Source organism: Glutamicibacter sp. BS14 (assembly GCF_056934375.1).
On sequence record NZ_CM167801.1, the window covers coordinates 3,324,495 to 3,341,646 of the forward strand.

At 58.7% G+C, this 17,152-nt stretch carries 15 protein-coding genes; 5 read left to right on the top strand and 10 right to left on the bottom strand.

The annotated features are described in order from the left end of the window. Positions 1-396: 396 nt before the first annotated feature. The 7 genes from AC1Z36_RS15710 to pdhA all read right to left on the bottom strand — a co-directional run bounded on the left by AC1Z36_RS15710 (position 397) and on the right by pdhA (position 9,472). A complete protein-coding gene (locus tag AC1Z36_RS15710; protein WP_105657255.1) occupies positions 397-2,040 on the bottom strand; it encodes an ABC transporter ATP-binding protein in 1,644 nt (547 codons plus the stop codon). Between the two features lie 3 nt (positions 2,041-2,043). Then, positions 2,044-3,066, bottom strand: coding sequence for an ABC transporter permease (locus tag AC1Z36_RS15715; RefSeq protein ID WP_286134154.1), 1,023 nt, complete (start codon positions 3,064-3,066; stop codon positions 2,044-2,046). Continuing rightward, on the bottom strand, positions 3,059-3,985 hold the full coding sequence (locus AC1Z36_RS15720) for an ABC transporter permease (protein ID WP_105657254.1): 927 nt from the start codon (positions 3,983-3,985) through the stop codon (positions 3,059-3,061). The genes AC1Z36_RS15715 and AC1Z36_RS15720 overlap by 8 nt, the downstream gene beginning before the upstream one ends. 190 nt (positions 3,986-4,175) lie before the next feature. Beyond that, positions 4,176-5,807, bottom strand: coding sequence for a peptide ABC transporter substrate-binding protein (locus tag AC1Z36_RS15725; protein ID WP_105657253.1), 1,632 nt, complete (start codon positions 5,805-5,807; stop codon positions 4,176-4,178). A 196-nt stretch (positions 5,808-6,003) separates the two neighbouring features. Next, on the bottom strand, positions 6,004-7,353 hold the full coding sequence (locus tag AC1Z36_RS15730; RefSeq protein WP_105657252.1) for a dihydrolipoamide acetyltransferase family protein: 1,350 nt from the start codon (positions 7,351-7,353) through the stop codon (positions 6,004-6,006). Next, positions 7,353-8,342 (bottom strand): alpha-ketoacid dehydrogenase subunit beta, encoded by a 990-nt coding sequence (locus AC1Z36_RS15735; RefSeq protein ID WP_105657306.1) that lies wholly within the window; start codon positions 8,340-8,342, stop codon positions 7,353-7,355. Before AC1Z36_RS15735 ends, AC1Z36_RS15730 begins: the two co-directional genes overlap by 1 nt. Before the next feature lie 14 nt (positions 8,343-8,356). Then, on the bottom strand, positions 8,357-9,472 hold the full coding sequence (gene pdhA / locus AC1Z36_RS15740; RefSeq protein ID WP_105657251.1) for a pyruvate dehydrogenase (acetyl-transferring) E1 component subunit alpha: 1,116 nt from the start codon (positions 9,470-9,472) through the stop codon (positions 8,357-8,359). A 150-nt stretch (positions 9,473-9,622) separates the two neighbouring features. On the opposite strand from pdhA, the gene AC1Z36_RS15745 reads away from it, so the two are divergent. Beyond that, the gene (locus AC1Z36_RS15745) at positions 9,623-10,096 is read left to right on the top strand and encodes an Lrp/AsnC family transcriptional regulator (RefSeq protein ID WP_105657250.1); all 474 of its coding nucleotides are present in this window, start codon (positions 9,623-9,625) and stop codon (positions 10,094-10,096) included. Positions 10,097-10,181: 85 nt separating this feature from the next. On the opposite strand, the gene AC1Z36_RS15750 is transcribed toward AC1Z36_RS15745, so the two are convergent. After that, complete coding sequence (locus AC1Z36_RS15750) at positions 10,182-11,807, bottom strand: solute symporter family protein (protein ID WP_105657249.1); 1,626 nt, start codon at positions 11,805-11,807, stop codon at positions 10,182-10,184. Then, positions 11,808-12,152: a DUF485 domain-containing protein gene (locus AC1Z36_RS15755; RefSeq protein ID WP_105657248.1), complete on the bottom strand. Its 345-nt coding sequence runs from the start codon at positions 12,150-12,152 to the stop codon at positions 11,808-11,810. 197 nt (positions 12,153-12,349) lie between these two features. Between AC1Z36_RS15755 and AC1Z36_RS15760 the strand changes: the two genes are divergently transcribed. Genes AC1Z36_RS15760 through AC1Z36_RS15775 form a run of 4 tightly spaced genes read left to right on the top strand, consistent with a single transcriptional unit; the run spans position 12,350 to position 16,170 of the window. Further along, the gene (locus AC1Z36_RS15760) at positions 12,350-13,531 is read left to right on the top strand and encodes a sensor histidine kinase (protein WP_105657305.1); all 1,182 of its coding nucleotides are present in this window, start codon (positions 12,350-12,352) and stop codon (positions 13,529-13,531) included. Between the two features lie 29 nt (positions 13,532-13,560). Next, complete coding sequence (locus tag AC1Z36_RS15765) at positions 13,561-14,277, top strand: LytR/AlgR family response regulator transcription factor (protein ID WP_105657247.1); 717 nt, start codon at positions 13,561-13,563, stop codon at positions 14,275-14,277. 59 nt (positions 14,278-14,336) lie between these two features. Further along, positions 14,337-14,702, top strand: coding sequence for a DUF485 domain-containing protein (locus AC1Z36_RS15770; protein ID WP_105657246.1), 366 nt, complete (start codon positions 14,337-14,339; stop codon positions 14,700-14,702). After that, positions 14,695-16,170, top strand: coding sequence for a sodium/solute symporter (locus AC1Z36_RS15775; protein WP_388023966.1), 1,476 nt, complete (start codon positions 14,695-14,697; stop codon positions 16,168-16,170). The genes AC1Z36_RS15770 and AC1Z36_RS15775 overlap by 8 nt, the downstream gene beginning before the upstream one ends. On the opposite strand, the gene AC1Z36_RS15780 is transcribed toward AC1Z36_RS15775, so the two are convergent. Further along, a complete protein-coding gene (locus AC1Z36_RS15780; RefSeq protein ID WP_105657244.1) occupies positions 16,167-17,117 on the bottom strand; it encodes a DMT family transporter in 951 nt (316 codons plus the stop codon). The two genes, AC1Z36_RS15775 and AC1Z36_RS15780, sit on opposite strands and share 4 nt — an antisense overlap. Positions 17,118-17,152: the final 35 nt, after the last annotated feature.

Here is a 17,152-nt window from a genome sequence, read left to right on the forward strand (position 1 = left end):
GTGGATCCAATGTGGATCAGATCACATGATCAATCCATTGAGCAATAGACTAACCCGAATTTTCTGGCTTGGATATAGAAAGAAGCGCTTCAGATATTGCCGCGACTCTCCCCCTGAGAGTCATTCGCAACGCGCTTGTTACCCACGGGTTTACGAGATCCAGCTCACATCCCCGAGATTTCAAGGATTTCTTTCAGATTGGGAAAAATCAATCGGGCAACTGTTTCATGCATGTTGACTCGCGGAGTGATTTATAACATTTTTGCAACGTTTGTTTCAGATTGATTAAATCTGAAATATTCGTTGAATATGACGTTGCTTGAGCTCAGGTTAAGCGCTGAATGGGCCGGTGAAACCTTACGGTTTCACCGGCCCATTCAGCGGATTTCCGAGCTGCTAGATCAGCGAAGCTCCAGGGATCGCAGCCAGCAGGTTGCGGGTATATGCACTCTTTGGCGCATCGAAAATCTCGTCCGTCGTTCCCTGTTCGACGATCTTTCCGTGTTCCATCACGCATACGTTGTCCGCGATCTGGCGGACTACAGCCAGGTCGTGGGTAATGAACAGGTAGGTAAGGCCCATTTCGCGTTGCAGCTCATCAAGCAGCTCAAGCACCTGGGCCTGCACCAGCACGTCCAACGCCGAAACAGCCTCATCGCAAACGATCATTTCCGGCTGCAAGGCCAGAGCACGCGCGATCGCGATGCGCTGGCGCTGTCCGCCGGACAGCTCGTTCGGGAAGCGGTGCATGGTGGATGCCGGCATGGAAACCTGATCCAGCAGTTCCTTGACCTTCTTCTCCCGTGATGCCGCGTTACCAATACCGTGAATGCGCAGTGGTTCTTCGATGGTTCGGAATATCGAGTACATCGGATCCAAGGATCCGTACGGATCCTGGAAAATCGGCTGGACACGTCGGCGGTACTTGAACAAGTGCTTCTCGCTCAGGTTGCCAATCTGTTCGCCATCAAAGATGATCTCGCCCTCGGTCTTGTCCAACAGGTTGAGCACCATCTGGGCGATGGTGGACTTGCCGGAACCGGACTCGCCTACCACGGCGGTGGTGGTGCCCTTGGGGATCTCGAAGGACACGTTGTCCACCGCGGTGAACTTCTCCTTCTTGCCGAACCCCTTGCGGATATCGAAGACCTTCGTCAGGTTGCTGACTTTCAGCAGCGGCTCGGCCTTGCCCGGAATTACCTCATCAACAATCGCCTCGTGCTTGTCTCCACGCTGTGCTGACAACGATGGAGCCGAGTTGATCAGGCGCTGGGTGTACGGGTGCTTGGGGTTGCGCAGAATCTCCAGCGCTGGGCCATATTCGACGACACGCCCCTTGTACATCACGACGACCTTCTCGGCACGCTCTGCTGCCAAGCCCAGGTCGTGGGTAATCAGCAGCACGGCGGTGCCCAGTTCACTGGTCATGGTGTCCAGATGGTCCAGGATCTGCTGCTGCACGGTGACGTCCAGTGCGCTGGTTGGCTCATCGGCAATCAGCAGGCGCGGGCGGCAGGCCAGGCCAATGGCGATCAGCGCACGCTGACGCATGCCACCGGAGAATTCGTGCGGGTACTGCCTCGCACGCGTCTCCGGATCGGGCAAACCTGCATCGGCCAAGACCTGGGCTACACGCTTGTTCGGGTTATCCCCCGCCAAGCCGTTGGCTTTCAGGGTTTCCTTGACCTGGAACCCGATCTTCCAGACCGGGTTCAAGTTGGACATCGGATCCTGCGGAACCATGCCAATATGGTTGCCGCGCAGCTCTACGAATCGCTTTTCGCTCGCTTGGGCGATGTCCTCGCCGTCAAAAAGAATCTGGCCGGATGAGACCTTGCCGTTGCCGGCCAACAGGCCGATAGCAGCCAGTGCCGAAGTTGACTTGCCGGAACCGGACTCGCCCACGATGGCCACGGTTTCCCCGGGCATCACGGTGAAGTTGGCGTCGCGCACTGCGTGCACTGGACCGTCAGGAGTGGAGAAAGTGATCGCCAGGTCCTTGACTTCCAGCAGAGGCTTTGGAGTTGCACTCTGAGTCATTGCTTAGGCTCCCTTCCGGGCCTTCGGATCCAGTGCGTCGCGCACTGCATCGCCGAGCATGATGAAGCTCAATACCGTTACCGAAAGGAACAGTGCTGGCCACATCAGCATGGTCGGGTTATTGCGCAGCTGGGTACGTGCGGAGGAAATATCGTTGCCCCAGCTCATGACGTCTGGCGGAAGCCCGACGCCCAGGAAGGACAGCGTGGCCTCGGCAACGATGTATACGCCGAGGTTCACCGTGGCAACAACAATGATCGGTGCCAACGAGTTCGGGATGACGTGCTTGACCAAAGCGCTGAACTTGGACAGGCCCAACGCGCGCGAGGCCTTCACGAAGTCCGCGTTGCGGGCCTCGATCACTGCGCCGCGGGTAATGCGTGCCAGCTGCGGCCAGCCGAAGATCGCAAGGGTGATGATAACCGTCCAAACGCTTCGGTTTTCACGGAAGGCAGGAAGCTGCATCACGATGATGGCGCCAAGGATCAGCGGCAGCGCGAAGAAGATATCGCCCAGACGAGCCAGGATGGTGTCGATCCAGCCGCCGTAGTAGCCTGCCAGGGCGCCAATGGCACCGCCGAGCAGCACCACGATGAGGGTAGTGAATACGCCTACGAGCAGCGAAGCACGCGTGCCGTAGATCGTACGGGCGTAGATGTCGCAACCCTGCAGGTTGAAGCCCATGATATGTCCTTGGCGTGCTGGCTCATTGGAATTTTCCAGCAAGCATGCCTGGTTGCCAGTCGGATCAATGGACGTGAACAGCTGCGGGAACGCAGCTACAACCACGACGGCGATGATCAGAAGCGTGGAGATGATGAACAGCGGTTGCTTGCGCAGTGAACGCCATGCTTCAGCCCACATGGACAATGGCTTGCCGGTTTCCTTGACAGAATCCACCGCCTGCAGCGGAGTCTCCTCCAATGGGGCCACGTAGTGCTCAATTTTGTACTTGGAAACTTTGCCGGCACGGGTGTTTCGGATGGGAAGGCCGTCTTCGGGATTAAAGTTCTGGTTCTCAGGCATAACGGATCCTTGGGTCAAGCAGTGCGTACAGCATATCCACGATCAGGTTGGCGATCACGAAGACGATCACCAAGACGCCTACAACGGCAACCACCGTCGGGGTTTCGCCCTTCTGGATTGCCTGGTAGAGCAAGTGGCCGACACCGGGGACATTGAAGATACCCTCGGTAACAATGGCGCCGCCCATGAGTGCGCCCAAGTCGGCGCCAAGGTAGGTCACGACTGGAATCAGCGAGTTGCGCAAGATGTGCACGGTGACAACGCGGTTGCGGCTCAGGCCCTTGGCAGTTGCGGTGCGCACATAGTCAGCGGTTTTGTTCTCAATGATGGAGGTACGCGTCAGTCGCAAAACGTAAGCCAGAGAAACGAGTCCCAGGACCAAGGCCGGCAGGATCAGTTCGCCCCAGGTTGCCGAACCGGAAACGGTTGGCTTTGCCCATTCGAGCTTGACTCCGACCACGTACTGGAGCAGGAAGCCCAGTACGAAGGTTGGAACTGCGATGACCAGCAGCGATGCGATCAGGACGGTCGAGTCGAACAATTTGCCCTTGCGCATGCCGGCGATGACGCCGAAGATGATGCCGAAGACAGATTCGATCAGCAACGCCAGTATCGCCAGGCGTGCAGTGACAGGGAATGCTCGTGCGAGCATCTCCTTGACTTCTTGGCCCGAGAATGAAGTTCCCAGGTCCAAAGTCACCAGGTTCTTCAAGTACAGGCCGTATTGGACCCAAAAAGGCTTATCCAAGTTGTATTGCGCAGTTAGGGCCGCTTGGGTGGCATCACTCATTGGCTTGCCGCCGGAGAGTGCCGCGATTGGGTCACCGGGAGTCGCGAAAACCAAGAAGTACACCAGCAAAGTAGCACCGATAAACACCGGGATCAGCTGCGCGATTCTCTTCAGGGTAAAACTTAACATGCTTGCATCTCACCTCGAGACACATGTGGGCACAAGGCCATTTTTATCCTCTTTCCGTCGATAAAGTAATCGACGTGTATTTTTGCGAGGCAGGACGGACACGCCAAAGGGAGACCCTGAGCTGCTCGGATCTCCCTTGACGAGTTTTCAGCTTCTATTCGCTCTGATTAGGCCGAATGCTGAAGGAAACTTATTTGCCAGTGATTTGCTGGTACATAGGAACACCGTTCCAGCCGAACTCAACGTTATCCACGTTTTCGCTCCAACCACCCTGAACTGCCTGGTACCACAGCGGGATAGCCGGCAGATCCTTGAACAGGATTTCCTGTGCTTCGTTGAAGATCTTCGCACCCTCAACAGGATCCGTGGCGGACAGGCCCTCGGTCAGCTTGGCGTCGAATTCCTTGCTGGAGTACTTGCCGTCATTCGAACCAGCCCCGGTACCGAATAGTGGACCAAGGAAGTTGTACAGCGATGGGTAGTCGGCCTGCCAACCGGTACGGAATGCACCGGTCATCTCGTAGCTGGTGACCTTCTCGCGCAATTCCTTGAAGGAGCTGAATGGCTTGGCCACGGCGTTGATGCCCAGGTTGCTCTTCAACTGGTTGACGACAGCTTCGACATATTCCTTGTTGCCAGCGCCATCAACGTTGTAGCCGACGGAGAATTCATCGCCGGAGTCCCACTTGCTGATTGCATCAGCCTCTTCCCACAGCTTCTTGGCTTCAGCCCCGTCGAAGTCCAGGACTTCGCTGCCTGGAACCTCTGCGTTATAGCCTTCAAGTACCGGTGCAGTGAAGTCGTCGGCCTTGATCTTGCCGCCGTTGTACACCTTGTCGATGATCAGCTGGCGGTCAATGGCGCGGGAGATCGCTGCACGGCGGAGGTTGCCCTCTTCACCCTGCTTGAAGTGCTCCAGGTAACCCGGAATGGTAATGGTTGCGTTGCCAGCGTAGGGCGAGTTGATCGAGCGGTCGCCCAGATCAGTCTCGTAGGAAGCCAGCGAGCTTGGCGGGATCTGGTCCAGCACGTCCAAGTTGTTGGACTGCAGATCGCTGTACGCCGAGTCGGTGGACTGGTAGACCTTGAAGTCGATGCCGGCGTTAGCCGCCTTGCGTGGTCCGTCGTAGCTCTCGTTGACGTCCAGCTTCAGGTTCACATCGTGGTTCCACTCGGTCAACGTGTATGGGCCGTTGCCGATTGGCTTTTCGCCAAAGGCCTTTGGATCCTCGAAGGCCGCTTCAGGCAACGGCATGAACGCCGTGTAGCCCAAGCGCAGCGGGAAGTCGGACTCAGGCTGGGACAGCTCGACGGTGAAGGTGGTGTCATCCACTACCTTCAGGCCTTCCATCTCTTCCTTCTTGGAGCCTTCCTTGTTGACCTCATCGAAGCCCTTGATGGATTCGAAGAAGTACGAGTTCAGCTGTGCGTTCTTTGCCGCGGCGCCGAAGTTCCAGGCATCCACGAACGAAGCAGCAGTTACTGGGGAACCATCCGAGAAGGTATGTCCGGCCTTCAGCTTGATGGTGTAGTTCTGGGAGTCTTCGGTTTCGATGGACTCAGCGAGTTCATTGACCGGAGCGCCCTTTGCGTCATAGCTGACCAAACCGGTGAAGATCAGGTCCATTACGCGGCCGCCGCCAACTTCGTTGGTGTTAGCCGGCAGAAGGCCATTCTGCGGTTCGGTGGTGTTTGCGGTGACGACGTACGAGCCGTCACCTTCGCCACCGGCGGTTTCATTGGAACCGCCGCCACAAGCGGACAGGGTCAGCGCCAAGGCTGCAGATAAAACGACAGCCTTAGATGCGTGCGAGTATCGCATCCTATTTCTCCTCAACAGATCGTTGCTGCTTCTGCATTTCGCAGAGCCGTGCAGGCAAGCGTGAGCTATAGCACGTAGTGAATGAGATTACATCAAACATTGCGAAACAACCAATGAATAGTCATGAAAGCAATGCTTGAAATCGGGTTACTCACCCGGCTGAAATAACTTCAGCCGGGTCAGTTTTTATTTAAGCTCAAATAAAAATATTCATCATTCCGGGGTCTTCCAATACCGAGCCGACACCTGCGAGGAACTCGCTTGCTTCCTTGCCGTCAACCACTCTGTGATCGAAGGACAAAGCCAAAGTCATGGTATGGCGAAGGGCAACTTGGTCTTGGTATTCCCAAGGCCTTCGTTTCACTTGGCCTAATGCCAGGATTCCAGCCTGCCCCGGAGGTAGAATCGGGGTCCCGGCATCCACGCCGAAAACCCCCACATTGGTAATGGAGAATGTGCCACCGGTCAATTGGGCTGGTGACAACGTTCCTTCGCGGCCCTGGAGAATAATCTCGCTGAGTTCAGTTGCCAATACGGGCAACGTCTTGGCTTGGGCATTTTTCAGCACCGGAACCAGCAAGCCGCGGTCACTTGCCACAGCCATGCCCAGATTCACTGACCCGAACTCAATGATTTCGTCAGCCTTTTCATCCCACGTCGAGTTCAGCGCAGGATAAGTCTTCAGCAATCTCGTCACCACGAGCGCCGCCAACGTTGTGATGTTGAGTTTCCGGTCCTTCAGCAAGCGATGCGAACGCATTCTTTCCACCAACGCCATGGATTCGGTGACGTCAATAGTGAGGAACTCGGTGGCATGCGGTGCAGTAAACGCCGACTGCACCATCGCTTTGGCTGTGGCTCTGCGGACGGCGGTGATCTTCACATGGCGGTCCACATCCGGCGAGGACGCTGGCTCATTTCCCCTTGCCGATGAGGTGCTGGTACCTACGGAATCGATGGCCTGCTGAACATCCCTACGCAGCACCAGCCCACCCTCGCCGCTGCCGGCGAGCGCCGAAATATCGACTCCATGATCGCGTGCCAGCTTGCGTACGGGCGGTGTGCATCGAGTCGTCTCATGTTGCTCGCGCTCAGGACTGGCCGGCGCGGCATCCGGTGCGGATGCAACTGGTTCCGCCAATTGCGCCGCTCCCCCGTTGCGGGAGCCACGAGCTTTTCGCGTTGGACGGTTGCCGGTGTCTGCCGGGGCACCGTAGCCAACGAGGGTTGGGGTGCGCTCGACGGCCGCACTTTCCCCATGATTTCCGGGACCTGCTGCTGGCGGCTGCCCGCCGGAAGCGCCTGGCTCCTGATCAAAAGTGACCAGCGGACCGCCAACCTGCACTGTTTCACCTTCGGTGGCATGCAGAGCCTGAACGAAGCCGGCATACGGCGAGGGCAGTTCAACCACTGCCTTGGCGGTTTCAACTTCGGCAATGATCTGGTTGAGCGCAACATGCTCGCCAACCTTGATTTTCCAATTCAGCACCTCGGACTCGGTGAGCCCTTCGCCGAGGTCCGGGAGTTTGAATGTGTGGGCGGTCATCACTTGGCAGCTCCTTCGGTTGCCTCGTTGTGGCGCATCACGGTATCAACCGCGTGCATCACTCGATCCAAATCGGGCAGGTGGTGGCTTTCGAGCCGCGATGGCGGATACGGAATATCGAATCCGGTGACGCGCAATGGGGCGTGCTCCAGATAGTCGAAGCAGCGCTCGGTGATTTCGGCACAGATTTCTGCACCGATACCGCTGGTGCGGCTGGCTTCATGGACTACAACCAGCTTGCCGGTGCGCTTGACGGATTCGGCCACGGTGTCGATATCCAACGGATCCAGGGTGCGCAGGTCGATGACCTCCAGACTGGTACCTTCATCTTCTGCGGCCTTGGCCGCATCCACCAAGGTGTAAGTGGTCGGGCCATAGCCGACCACGGTGACATCTTCACCGGGTCGGATGATCTTGGCCTTTGGCGATCCGTCTGGCGTTGGAGCCAGAAGTTCAGCTGTGCTTTTCTCGTGGTAGCGGCGCTTCGGCTCGAAGAAGATGACCGGATCATCGCAATCGATGGCCTGGCGCAACATGCTATAGGCATCTTCGACACTTGAAGGCGCGAAGACGCGCAGACCGGCGGTGTGGGCGAAATATGCTTCCGGCGATTCGGAGTGGTGCTCCGGTGAACCGATTCCTCCGCCGTAGGGAATTCGAACTGTCACCGGCATCTTCACACGGCCCCGGGAACGGTAATGCAATTTAGCCAGCTGGGATACTAGCTGGTCAAAGGCCGGGTAGGTGAAGCCGTCAAACTGGATCTCCACTACTGGGCGATAGCCTCGGTAGGCCAGGCCGATGGCGCTGCCGACAATGCCGGATTCTGCCAGCGGGGTATCGACGACGCGGTGCTCGCCGAATTTGGATTTCAGGCCATCGGTGACCCGGAAGACGCCGCCGAGGGTTCCGATGTCTTCACCAAGCAGGATGACTTTCTCGTCCTCGTCCAGGGCATCGTGCAGCGACTTGTTCAGCGCCTTGAGCATGGTGGTTGCCACAGTTACTCTCCACCTTCAAAATCTGCCAAGTAGTCCAGATAGTTCTTGGCTGCGCGTTCGGTTGGTTCGTGCTTCTCGGCATATACATTGGTGAACAGCTCTTCCACCTTGGGGTCCTCCATGGTGGTGATCGCGACGCGAAGCTTCGCGGCCAGATCATCGGCTGCGTTCTGGGCACGCTGCTCGTAGGACTGCACATCGGCACCCATCTCATGCAGGTACTTCACCAGGCGGTCGATAGGGTCCTTGGCTTTCCACTCTTCGAGCTGCTCGCTCTTGCGGTAGCGGGTTGGATCATCGGCGGTGGTGTGCGACCCCATGCGATAGGTGACCGCTTCAATGAAGGTTGGGCCCAGGCCGTTGCGCGCGTGATTCAGGGCGGCCTTGGTGGCTGCGTAGACTGCAAGGATGTCATTGCCATCCACCCGCCAGGTCTTCAGCCCGAAGCCGTGGGCACGGTCGGCAATCTGGGTGCGGCTTTGCAGGTGGACTGGTTCGGAAATGGCCCACTGGTTGTTCTGGCAGAAGAACAGCACTGGCGCCTGGTAGCTGGCGGCGAAGACCATGGCTTCGCTCACGTCGCCCTGGCTGGTGGCGCCATCGCCAAAGTAGGCCACAGAAACTTGCTTGCCCCCGTCGAATTTGATTCCCATTCCGTATCCGGCTGCGTGCAAAGCCTGGGAGCCAATGACAATCTGCTGGCAAGCAATATTGACTTCATTCGGATCCCAGCCGCTAGCCTGGGCCCCGCGCCACACGCTGAGCAGATCTTCTGCTTTCACTCCCCTGGCCCATGCGACGCCATGCTCGCGGTAGGAAGGGAAAATGAAGTCATCCGCTTCGGTGGCGCGGACCGAGCCGATTTGTGCGGCTTCCTGGCCTAGCAACGGGGCCCAGAGTCCCAGCTGGCCCTGGCGCTGCAATGCGGTGGCTTCATTGTCCATGCGGCGCAGGACCACCATGTCGCGAAGGAAATCTGCAAGGTCCGCTTCTTTGAGGTCCTTCAGATAATGGTCAAGTTCTTCGTCCGGGATTCGTTTCCCGTCGACGTTCAGCAGCTGATGCGTGGGTAGGCATCCGGCGGCTACGTCAATGTGCTGTGTGGACACGATCGGCATCCTTACTCTCACGTAGTCGGTTGCGGGTTTTCATTCACAAACACCGCTTAATGTGATGCTACTCACGCAAGGCAGGATGCACAATGGTGTTTTTGGAATTAGAGCAAAACGCACTGTTTATGAGAACCGGTCAGTGCTAACGTGCACATTATGCTACTTCTGGACACTACCGACCGGCGCATCCTGCTGGCCCTCTCGACCGCAGCCAAGCGCACCGGCTCGGCTATCGCCACGGCTTTGAACCTCGGGCGAAATACCGTGCAGACGCGGATGACCCGCCTGGAGAATGAAGTTCTTGATTCCATTGACCGCCGCATCCCGCCCGAAGTGCTGGGCTACGGGCTGCTTTCCTTTGTCGAGCTGCATGTTGAGCAACGCCATCTCGGGGACATCGCCGCCAAGCTCGAAGCCATCCCCGAGGTGCTTGAAGCACACGGGCTCACCGGCTCTGCCGACATCTTGGTGCGGGTAGCGGCCAAAGACGCCGAGGAGCTGTTTCGGGTCCATGGACAGCTGCTGCATATAGACGGAGTGAATCGTGCGGACTCGGCACTATCCATGGCCGAGCTCGTCCCCTATCGCACCACCGCTTTGCTTCAGCACTCGCTAGCCGACAACGCGTAGCACTCAGGGCAGCAAAAAAGTTCCGGGAACCAGCCTGCTGGCTGGTTCCCGGAACTTCGCTATTGAGTTTTATGAATTCTTCGCCTTAGTGGTCGACTGCCTTCTCGGCACCGACACCGGTCAGCGAACGAACTTCCATTTCCGCCTGCTTGGTAATGTCCTCGACACGCTTGTCGGTAACCGAGCCCAGCCAGCCTAGGAAGAAGGCCAGCGGAATGGAGACGATACCCGGGTTAGCCAGCGGGAAGATCACCATATCGATGCTTGGGATCATTGCGGTCTCCGAGCCCGAGAACACTGGCGAGAAGATGATCAGCAGCAAAGCCGAACCCAGGCCGCCGTACATGGACCACACTGCGCCGCGGGTCTTGAAGCCCTTCCAGAACAGCGAGTACAAGATGGTTGGCAGGTTAGCCGAAGCGGCCACCGCGAAGGCCAATGCCACCAGGAAGGCCACGTTCTGCCCCTGGGCACCGATGCCGCCAGCGATAGCGAAGACTCCGATAACCAAGACCGTGCGGCGGGCAATCTTCATTTCCTTCTCTGGAGTGGACTTGCCCTTGGCAATCACCGACGCGTACACGTCATGGGCGAAGGATGCCGCCGCGGTGATGGTCAAGCCCGCCACCACAGCAAGGATGGTTGCGAAGGCCACTGCAGAGATCAGGCCCAGCAGCACTGTGCCGCCCAATTCGTAGGCCAGCAGCGGTGCCGCAGAGTTCACGCCGCCTGGAGCCGCCTGGATTCGATCCGGGCCAATCAGTGCACCGGCGCCGAAGCCCAGCACCAGGGTGAACAGGTAGAAGGCGCCGATCAGCCAGATAGCCCAGACGACGGACTTGCGGGCTTCCTTCGCGGTAGGAACGGTGTAGAAGCGCATCAGCACGTGCGGCAGGCCGGCGGTGCCAAGCACCAAGGCCAGGGCCAGCGAGATGAAGTCCAGCTTGGCAGTTTCAGAAACACCGTACTTCATGCCCGGATTCAGGATCTCAGGGTTGCCGGCTACTTCAGCTGCCTTGCCCAGCAGGTCGGAGAAATTGAAGCCGAACATGGCCAGCGTCCACACGGTCATGATCAGCGCGCCGGCGATCAGCAGGCAGGCCTTGATGATCTGCACCCAGGTGGTGCCCTTCATGCCGCCAACCAGCACATAGAGGATCATCAATGCGCCAACGATAACGATCACCAGCGACTGTCCCAGCTTCTCGTCAATACCCAGCAACAGGGAAACCAGCGCGCCGGCGCCAGCCATCTGCGCCAGCAGGTAGAAGACGCACACTGCCAGCGTGGAGATGGCCGCGGCGATGCGCACCGGACGCTGCTTGAGGCGGAAGGACAGCACATCGGCCATGGTGAATTTGCCGGTGTTGCGCAGCAGCTCCGCAACCAGCAGCAAGGCAACCAGCCAAGCAACCAGGAAGCCGATCGAGTAGAGGAAGCCGTCGTAGCCCTGGATGGCGATAGCGCCAACGATCCCCAGGAAGGAGGCTGCCGAGAGGTAGTCACCGGCAATTGCGGTGCCGTTCTGCGTTCCCGTGAAGGAACGGCCGCCTGCATAGTAATCCGCAGCGGTCTTGTTGTTCTTGGAGGCGCGGAGCACGATCACCATGGTGACGCCCACGAAGGCCAGGAAGATGGCGATATTGACCAAGGGGTTGCCGACCTGGGTCGACTCTCCCGCGGCCTGGGCCAGGATGCTGAGCTGGTTCATTTAGTTCACTCCCTCGCTCTCTAGGCGTTCACGGATTTTGGTTGCCTTGGGGTCGAGCTTCTTATTCGAAAAACTGACGTAGGCCGCGGTGATCGCGAAGGTCGACACGAACTGCAGCAACCCGAGAACAATACCCATGTTGATATTGCCGAGAACCTTGATGGACATGAAGTCGTGGAAGTAGTCGGCTAGCAGCACATAGGCGAAATACCAGACGAGGAAGAAGACTGCCATCGGGAAAACAAAACTGCGGTGGGTCTTTCGCAGTTCCTGGAATTCCTCGGATTGGCTCTCCTTGACGAAATCAACGTCAGCAGCGACGCCGTGTTCCGGGTTGGCACTCATGATGCCCTCCTTGAGCGAGTTGATGATGTGACTGGGCGCACATCGGTTTTGTGACTAAGTTCACTATTGGCGATAAACCCGTTGGCGACTAGGGGGCTTGCACAGCTCGTGGCTCAACGGACTGCTTTCTGCGCCCAACGGCGCAGCATGGCGCGCTGAACGGTCGGCAGATCAGGCAGGGCCCTAAGATGGGATACATGTCTCCAGCGCTGCAAGTCACCCTGATCGTCGCCATTGCGATGGTCGGAATCGCTCTTGTCGGCTACATCGGTTTCAGGATTTCCCGCTCCACCAAGGAAATGGGTACCGACGTCGAGGAAGCCACCTACAAGACGTTGCACCACATGTCCGTTGCGGTTCCCCATTTGGAGCGCGGCCTGACTGAGGACGGGGCGGCCAAAAGCGCCAAGGCGCTGCGCAGGCTCTTGAACTGCCAGGTATTGCTGATCAGCGACACCACCCATGTGCTGGCCACCGATGCAGGGGCCGATTTCACCGCGGAACTCGAAGAAGCAGCCTCCAAGGTTTCCAAAAGCGCGCTGGCAACCGGCAAAACCCAGGTAGAACGTTCCTCCGGCATGGACTTCGTGTCCGCGCCGATCACCGTAGGAGATCAAAGCGTGGGAACGGTGACCGCGCTATCACGCAGGGCCGGCGCCAGCTTCGTTCGGGCAGTTTCCGAGGTAGCGGTCTTTGTATCCGCGCAAGTTTCCACCGCCCAGCTCGATGAATCCAAGGCCATGCTGCTCGAAGCGCAGATGCGTGCCTTGCGCGCTCAGATCTCCCCGCACTTCATCTACAACTCGCTGAATGCGATCGCCTCGTTCATCAATACTGATCCCGCTCGAGCCCGTGAGCTGGTCATAGAATTCGCCGACTTCACCCGGTACTCTTTCCGCCGCCGCGGTGAATTCACCACCCTGGCCGAAGAACTGGAAGCCATTGACCGCTACCTGTTGCTGGAAAAGGCCCGTTTCGGTGAGCGCATCAAGGTCTCCTTGCAGATCGCTCCCGAGGTGCTGCCCACGCAAATTCCCTTCCTGGCCTTGCAGCCGCTGGTTGAAAACGCGGTACGCCATGGACTCGAAGCCCGGCCAGATGGCGGAGTCATCTCCATCACGGCCACCGAAGACGGAATGCACGCAGTCATCAGCGTGGAAGATGACGGCATGGGCATGGATCCCGAGCAGCTGTCCAGTGTGCTAGCTGGCGATACCCCGAATATGCACGTAGGCCTGCGCAACGTCGACCTGCGCATGCGCCAGCTCTACGGCAATTCCAATGGACTGGTGGTGGAGACCGCGCCGGGGGCCGGAACGCTGATCACTTTGCGTGTCCCGAAGTTCCGTCCGCCCAACACGATCACTTCCGATGCATAGAAAAATCCAATAAACGGTAGAATTTTCGCATGATTAACGTGGTGGTCGCCGATGATGAACTTCCAGCGGTAGAAGAAATCGCTTTTCTGCTCAGCCAGGATTCCCGCATCGGGAAAATTCACCGCGCCACCTCTGGTGCCGCGGCGCTGAAGGCGCTGGAGGAAAATACTGTCGACGCACTTTTCCTCGACATCCACATGCCGGCTTTGTCAGGCCTGGACATTGCCCGCGTCATCTCCCGGTTCACCAATCCCCCACTGATTGTTTTTGTCACCGCCGATGAAGATCAAGCGCTGCAAGCATTCGAGTTGGCCGCCATCGACTACGTGCTCAAGCCCATTCGCCCGCAGCGCCTGGCCGAATCCGTTCGCCGCATCTGCGAGCTGGTCGAGGAGACCCCTGCCAAGCCGGAAATGATCACGGTGGACCAGGGAGGCATCACCAAGCTGATCCCTCGGGCGGATATCGCCTACGTTCAAGCCCAGGGAGACTACGCCCGGCTGCACACCAAGGATTCGAGCTATCTCATCCGGGTTCCGCTCAACGATCTGGAACAGCAGTGGGGCGAGTCCGGTTTCGTTCGGATCCACCGTTCCTACCTGGTGTGCATGGATAAGATCGAAACCGTTCGCTTGCAGACCGGCAAGGCCGCTGTGCTGGTCAACAGCACCGAACTTCCGATTTCTCGTCGCGCGTTGCCATACCTGCGGGAACGCTTGGCTGCCAACCGCGTCCGCCCGCTGTAGGAAGCTGCTGGCCTTCCGTGGAGCACCTTCCCCAAGACAACAGCCGGCGAGAGCCCCTCATGCCCGGACGTTTCGCTGAGCAGCGTCCAAAACGCGTGCGTGTCCAGGCTCCGCAGGATGCATCCTTGACTGTCTCCCCCGACCGTCCCGAGCACACAGCAGAAGAATTCTATGTTCGCCAGCTGATCCGCTCCCAGCTGCGGCTGGCCTGTGCCGTCGCGGCGGGCCTGCTGGCGATGCTGGTAGGCATCAGTGCATTGCTCGTCTTTTGGCCGGTCTTCGAGGACATCCACCTGCTGGGCCTGCCCCTGCCATGGTGGGTTTTGGGCATCGGCATGTATCCACTGATCATCGTGGCCGGAATGCTCTACAACAGGGCCGCGGGACGCAATGAAGAACGGTATCGGAGCATCAGCCGTGGCTAGCCTGCTGTCCGTTTCCTCCCTGGTGATCGTTTGCCTCACCACCATGCTGATCGCCTTCCACGGCCTGCGCCTGTCCCGTACAACTTCCGACTTCTACGTAGCTTCACGCACCGTACGCCCGTGGTGGAATGCCTCTGCTATTGGCGGCGAATACCTGTCGGCGGCTTCGTTCCTGGGCGTTGCCGGACTGATTGTGCTCTCTGGGCAATCAGGTTTGTGGTTCCCCATCGGCTACACCGCAGGCTACTTGATGCTGCTCCTGTTTGTTGCCGCTCCCCTGCGACGTTCCCGGGCATACACAATTCCCGATTTCGCGCAGATCCGTTTCGAAGGCTCGCCGATGCTGCGGAAAATCACCACCTATCTGGTGGTGGTGATCTGCTGGCTCTATATCGTTCCGCAAATGCACGGAGCAGCCCTGACCCTATCCATCGCTACCGGATTCCCGAGTTGGGCCGGTCCGGTCATTGTTGCCGCGGTTGTCTGCGTGACGGTGCTGTCCGGCGGGATGCGCTCGGTGACCTTCGTCCAGGCCTTCCAGTACTGGTTCAAGCTGGCGGCCTTGGTTATTCCCACGATTTTCCTGCTGGGGCGGGCCATCCCCGAGCATTCGGCATCCGGGCATGCCCAGGCCCTGTATGCGCAGCTGGAGTCCGTGAACGCGATGAACCTCTACGAGACGGTATCCATCATCTTGGCATTGCTCTTCGGCACCCTGGGGCTGCCGCATGTGCTGGTGCGCTTCTACACGAACCCCACAGGCCAGGCTGCGCGTACCACCACGGTGATTGTGCTGTGCCTGCTCTCCGCGTTCTACCTCTTGCCGACGACTTTGGGCGTGCTGGGCTTGCTCTACACCCCGGAGCTCGGTGCCACCAATGAAACCGATGCCACCATCCTGCTCTTGCCCGGGCGCCTCTTCGACGGATTCCTGGGCGACGCCTTGACCGCAATTGTCGTCGGTGGCGCATTCGCAGCTTTCCTCTCCACCACCTCCGGTTTGGTGGTATCCCTGGCTGGTGCGCTGTCCCAGGAATTCTTCTCGGGTACCGTGCGGGGCTTCAGGATCTCTACCGTGCTGGCCACCGCCCTGCCCGTCCTGGTCGCGGTGGTGACCAATTCATTGGCCTTGGCGGGCGCCATTGGAAACGTCTTCGCCTTCACTGCATCCACCATCTGCCCGCTGCTGCTCTTGGGCATTTGGTGGCGTTCACTGACCGCTCGAGGTGCTGTTGCCGGACTGCTGGCTGGCGGCATCTCCTGCGGGCTGGCCTTGATGACCGGCGCCTTCCTGCCCCAGGAAGATGAGATCTGGATCCACCTCTTGCGCCAGCCTGCGGCGTGGAGCGTTCCCTTGGCCTTCATGGTGATGATCTTCGTATCGCGCAGCACCAAGCGGAGCGTGCCCGCCAACGTTGAACGCGTCATGGCGTTGCTCCATGTCCCGGACTGGCGGGCGAAGTTCTAGCCAGTCTCCACGGATTCTCCGGCAGGCGCGTCGCGGCCAGATGCTTCGCGTGCCGAAGCTGATCTGCGCCGGGATCCCTTGGCCAGCCCCAGAAGGACTCCGCCGAGAACCAAGCCCATCCCGATCAGGCTTTGGAGGCCGAGGCTTTCCGCTGCCAGCAATGTTCCCAGCAGGACCCCTGTCACTGGATTGAGCAGGCCAATGAGGCCAACTGACGATGCAGGGAGATGGCGCAGCCCGGTGAACCAGGCAAGATAGGCAGCCGCGGTGGCAATGAGGCTGACATAGCCGAAGCCCGCCATCGCCTGCAGGTCAAGCGCAGGGGGTGCTCCATGCACGAACAGCGCGCAGGGGACCAGTACTGCCCCTCCGGCCACCAGCTGCCACGCGGTGACACGGATAATCGGCATCCCTTCAGACCATCGTTTGGTCAAGATGAACCCGGCACTGGATAGGACCATTGCTACCAGCGACAAGACGATCCCCAGGATATCGATGCCGGCCTGTGCATCGAATACCATGATGCCCACGCCGACGAAGCCCAAGAGGGCCCCAACCAAAGGCCAACGTGCAGGACGTTCACCGAGCAATAGCCATGCGAACAGCATGAGCACACCGGCAGAAATCGCCATGGTCGTAGCAGCGACACCCGATGGCAAAAGTTGCGCCACCACGTAGATCAGGGCAAAGAAGGCACCGATATTCAGCACGCCCAGAACCGCGGATTTCCACCACCAGCTGCCCTGCGGGAGTTTCCTGGCTAGCCCCAGCAACACCAAGCCCGCCGGCAATGCGCGGATCGCCGCACCCCAGAGCGCTGAGCCGTCGGGAAGAAATTCCTTGGTGACATAGTAATTGGAGCCCCACGCGATCGGGGCTATCGCGGTCAGTGCTACCCAGCCCAGCGTTCGAAGCCGGTGCCCCGCGGAATTCAAAATATCTTCCATGGAAGATACTTTAGCTTCCTTGGAAGATATAATAA